The following is a 4990-nucleotide window of genomic DNA, read 5'->3' as shown; positions in this document are numbered from 1 at the left end:
AGTAGGGCGCGCGAGTCAGCGGTAGTGGGTAAACCCATCGCAGGAAGGGAGGGAGGGAAGGGCTGCGAAAAATGTTCAACTGTTGCTACCCCTCAAAACTCAACACTTAGCAATAACCCAAGCGAGTCAATAATAGAACAATTTCATCAATAGCACGATAGAGTGTAGTAACAGATTGGTCAGATTGATTTACCAGAATACTAAATACCAAGGTTTGATAGTTAGGAATATCAAGATAGCCGGATAAGGCTGAGACACCACTTAATGTACCAGTCTTGGCCTGGAGCTTACCAACAGCTGCGGTATCACGAAAGCGATCGCCTAAAGTGCCACTAACCTCAGCCCTAGCCAAGGATTCTCGATAAACCTGAGCTAATGGGGTTTGTGCCATCAGTCTCAGAGTTTGTGCGATCGCAAACGGACTAGCTAAATTATGGCGAGATAGCCCAGACCCATCAGCCAGACTATAGCTTTTTGCGTCAACCCCTAACTCTGTTAAGCTCTGTTGAACCGCGACCAGACCCAACTTAGGGCTAGACTCACTCCCTACCTCTGTTTCCAGTTGGTGCAATAATGCCTCAGCATACAAATTATTACTTTGCTGATTGATTTCCTTTAACAATAGCGCTAACGGAAGAGATTCCACCGCTGCCAACTCTGTGGTTGTTTGTGTATTGGTTATTTCTGTATTATTAACATTAGAACGCAATCTATTATTAACCTCTCTTCCTATCCCCTGATCTGATGATCTGACCATCTCAGCTGAACTGTCTTTTAGCAGTGCCTTAATCACAGCAATTCCCTCAGCTTCCAGGATACGGCGGAAGGACTCCAGGAAATAATTGGCTGGGTCGCGAACTGCTAACCCCCAGAAGTCTGGTGCAGCATCTGCTGCCAGTTGACCGTTAATCACTAACACCGGCTCACCTAAAACTCCCATTATTTCTACTGAGTATGGTATTTCGGCCTTACCGGTAACAGCACGATTATCCACACGCCACTGTCTAGCCGCTATGGAATCACTCCAACTAACGCGCAATGGTTTACCAGGCTGTTGTGGCAATAGGGTTAGTCCAACAGTATTTTGATTGAGAATAAGTCGATTAACTGAAGCGCCATAGTATAGATAACTATCGCTCCACTCCCAGGTTGGATTGATAATACCATAGGGACTATAGCCATCTTCTACAATTAACTGTTGCACCAACCTTACCCCTTGACCCTTTAGTTGTTGTGCCACATCTGTTAACTGGGTATTGGTTAAGCTTGGGTCTGCTTGTCCCACAATCCGTAAGGACGTCAAATAGGGGCTAGTGCCAGTACCATAAACCGGTGTGCGAATCCGGTATTGCTCACCTAGTTCACGTAACGCTGCTGCTGTGGTAAAGAGTTTGATATTGGATGCTGGGATAAAGAAACGTTCTGATTCAAGACTGTAGAGGGGAGCTGAGTCGGCTAAGGGTTGAATCAAAATCCCCCAACGCGATCGCATAAATTCCGGACGACTGATTATGGCATCAATGGCTGTAGTTAAGTCAGCAGGACAAATCTTGTCTCCAAAGGATTTCGGTTCCTCAACTACTTCAACTGCTGCCGGTGTCGCCATCACCCCTTGCTTGATCACTAACTGTACAGCTAACCACAACAGCAGCAAAGTTATTGGTTTTCCCCATCGATGTAAGGGATTTGGCATAACTCACAACTCATAACTCACAACTCATAACTGAGGTACAGGCATCAGGCGTGGAACGGGCATCAGGCGTGGAACGGGCATCAGGCGTGGAACGGGCATCTTGCCCGTTTCCTGGCGCAACTCACAACTGACCTACTGACGCCCTCAGCACTCAAATCATTTGTCTAATCCGTTAATGACTAAACTATTAAAAATTACTCATCAACGCTGGCTCATTATCCTCTCCCTATTGATTATTACACCATTAGGGATTCTTTCCAAGTACTACTCTGGTCTTGGAGAAAAATGGGTTCATGACTACTCTGGTGCTATTTTGTATGAGATTTTTTGGTGTTTATTGATATTTTTTATTATCCCCAATCGCCAAGCAATAACCCGAATTACCTTAGGAGTTTTTAGCGCTACCTGTGCCCTAGAATTATTACAACTTTGGCAAACCCCTCTATTAGCACCGATTCGTGCTTCCTTAATCGGTAAATTCATCTTAGGAACTACCTTTGTATGGTGGGATTTCCTCTATTATGTCATTGGCAGCGTCTTAGCTTGGCTATGGTTACAGCAAATTTTGCAGTTCGGTAAACTGATTAGATAATATATACCGGATCTGAAATTATTCAAAACTAACGGATATTTCCACCTTGTCTTTTGGATCTAATCCAATATATTGAGCACGAATAGTAGTACCAGATTTAACAGGAACTAGGGGAGTCATGGAGCCTAAAGACAGTAAATCACCTTTCTTCAAAACTTTACCTGATGCCTTCAAAGAATCTTTTAACCAAAGTACTACTTGTAACGGATTCCCTAATAAAGCACTACTTTTACCAACAGCTAACTCATTGCCAGCGTTATCTACCATTACAATCTTGATATTTTTTAATCGTTCTTCCCAATCAGGGGTAGCAGATAAAGGAATCGGTGTTCCTAAAACTCCCAAGCGAGCACCGACATTAATAGCTGCCAAAGCAGTGCCATCAAGACTCACTTTTGGGTCATAAACTAAATCTGGTAGTTCCATGAAGGGAATGACGGCATCAAGAGCAGCTAAAGCTTCCTTAGGGGTAGTAGCACTATTAATTTCATCGCTACCAACTCTAACCATTAAGTCTCCTTCATATACAGGTCGAGCACCGAAGTTAGCAGGGACAACCGCTCCACTTTTCAGCAACATCTTTTCGAGAAGTACACCTCGTATGGGTTCAGAGACTTTGAAGCGCTCTTGAGCAGCAGGATTAGTCAGTCCAGCTTTGTAACCTACAACGTTTCCTAAACTAGAGCTCAACTGTTGTACAAATTGGTCTTGCAAAGCCTGAGCTTGCTCAAGGGTTAGCTGAGTCGCAACTGCTCTAGCTGGGGTTTTGTTGAGATAGCTAGTTGTCAATTCCTCCACCAGACGACTATCAGGGGTTTGATCTAAAACCTTACTAGCAGAGCTACTACTTGAGTTGGAGTTGTTCTTAGCCCCAGTGAGCTTGCAGCTTGGCAGATATAGAACCGAAGCCAATAGTAAAATTGCTAGGGAAATAGATTTGATATGTTGCATGGTGTTGCTAGAGCTGTTTTCACGATTAAAACCATTTGGCATAACTCAAGAGCCGAAAATTGCTTTAGTTCCATTTTGTGGTGTTACTTCTGAGTTACAGAAGGGGAAGTATACATATAGAGAATTCACAACCAAGAGGAGGTAACCATAAGCGTAGACAAAAGCTTATCAAAAAGCTTACACAAAGGCGGGATGATTTCAGCTTATCCCATCACTGAATCAAGACACTAGTTGATCACGACTTTCGGCGAGCTAATCAGCAATCGGTAGTGTTGACGGTTAACTGTTAACGGTTGACTGAATACACTCAGCCGTCAACGGGAAATCCCATTCCCTGTCTTCGAGGATCAGCTTCAAGAGATTATTAGTCCAAGTCAGATCATGTCCGGTTTAACACTGATCTCGGAACATCTGAAATGTTTAAGTGGAGTGTGAGCGTCTTACTGACTAGCCTATAGTCAGCTAGCAAAATCCTTACACTACAAAATAACAAGTAACAAGTAACGAGTAATAAGTAACAAGTAACAAGTAACGAGTAATAAGTAACAAGTAACAATTTCCCTGAATACGAAGTGATTAAGAGGTGCGCGCCCGTTCGCGCCCCGCGTTGGGCTTTGCTTAAAGGTGCGACCCTAGGAGGCGCGCACCGCCACGGGAATTTAATTCTTAATGGGTCAAGCGCACCTCCGGACTTGCTCTCATACCTTGGCGATTAGGAAATATATCAATAAATGAAAATGAACCAATCACCAAACACTGGAACAATTTTAATCGTTGATGATAATCCCAATAATTTATCAGTTCTCTACAAAACTTTGGAAAGTGCTGGGTTTCAAGTCAGAGTAGAAATGGATGGTGAAGGAACTCTTGAGCAAGTAGAATATGAACCACCTGATCTCATCTTGTTAGATGTTAATATGCCAGGTATTGATGGATTTGAAACCTGTAAACAACTCAAAATTAATCCAATATCTAAAGATATTCCCATAATTTTTATGACCGCGTTTGCTGATATAAACCATAAGATAAAAGGATTATCGTTAGGTGCAGTAGACTATATCCCAAAACCCTTTGAACAAGAAGAGGTATTAGCTAGAGTCAGGCTCCATTTAAAACTCAATTTTTTAAGCAAAACCCTTGCTGAACAAAATGCCTATCTCCAAGATGCTAAACAAAAAGCAGAAGTAGCTAACCAAGCCAAGAGTGAATTCCTAGCTAACATGAGTCATGAACTTCGTACTCCCCTAAACGGTATTCTAGGATATGCTCAAATTCTCCAACGTGATGCGGCTAAAGCCGCCTCCAAAGGTGAACGAAATTTAACTGCCAAGCAACTGGAAGGCTTAAAAATTATTCAGAAAAGCGGTGGCCATCTGTTGACTTTGATCAATGATATCTTAGACTTCTCCAAAATCGAAGCTGGCAAAATGGCACTGTATTCCACAGAATTTAATTTACCAACCTTCTTAGAGGAAGTTGTGGGAATCATCCGCATGCGAGCTACTGAAAAAGATATTGTGTTGAGATTTCAACAAAAAACTAATTTACCGACTGGTGTTAAGGCAGACGATAAACGGCTCCGACAGGTACTGATCAACTTGTTAGACAATGCAGTCAAATTTACCGACCAAGGCAATGTAACTTTCAACGTTGGAGTGATTCAAGACCAAAACCCTACCTCCGGTGATCAGGGAAAAGATTCCAAAATCCAACATCGGACGATTCGCTTTGAGGTGATTGATACCGGGATAGGA

The 4990-nt window shown here is 42.8% G+C and carries 4 protein-coding genes; 2 read left to right on the top strand and 2 right to left on the bottom strand.

Annotated elements, in window-relative coordinates:
* Positions 1 to 106 precede the first annotated feature (106 nt).
* Positions 107 to 1693 carry a D-alanyl-D-alanine carboxypeptidase/D-alanyl-D-alanine-endopeptidase gene (dacB, locus tag F6K52_RS32310; protein ID WP_293088543.1) on the bottom strand — a complete coding sequence of 529 codons (1587 nt, stop codon included), beginning with the start codon at positions 1691 to 1693 and terminating at the stop codon, positions 107 to 109.
* Between the two features lie 175 nt (positions 1694 to 1868).
* Between dacB and F6K52_RS32305 the strand changes: the two genes are divergently transcribed.
* Entirely contained in the window at positions 1869 to 2285 is a 417-nt protein-coding gene (locus F6K52_RS32305) for a DUF2809 domain-containing protein (protein ID WP_293088540.1), read from the top strand.
* A gap of 18 nt (positions 2286 to 2303) precedes the next feature.
* Here the strand turns inward: F6K52_RS32305 and F6K52_RS32300 are convergent, their stop codons facing one another.
* Positions 2304 to 3278: a hydratase gene (locus F6K52_RS32300; protein WP_293088537.1), complete on the bottom strand. Its 975-nt coding sequence runs from the start codon at positions 3276 to 3278 to the stop codon at positions 2304 to 2306.
* A 695-nt stretch (positions 3279 to 3973) separates the two neighbouring features.
* On the opposite strand from F6K52_RS32300, the gene F6K52_RS32295 reads away from it, so the two are divergent.
* Positions 3974 to 4990, top strand: a 1017-nt coding sequence (locus tag F6K52_RS32295) for a response regulator (RefSeq protein WP_293088534.1), incomplete at its 3' end; no start/stop codon positions are given.

The sequence above is a fragment of the Moorena sp. SIO3H5 genome, assembly GCF_010692395.1.
Lineage (GTDB): Bacteria > Cyanobacteriota > Cyanobacteriia > Cyanobacteriales > Coleofasciculaceae > Moorena.
This window is presented reverse-complemented; position numbering and strand designations above follow the sequence as displayed.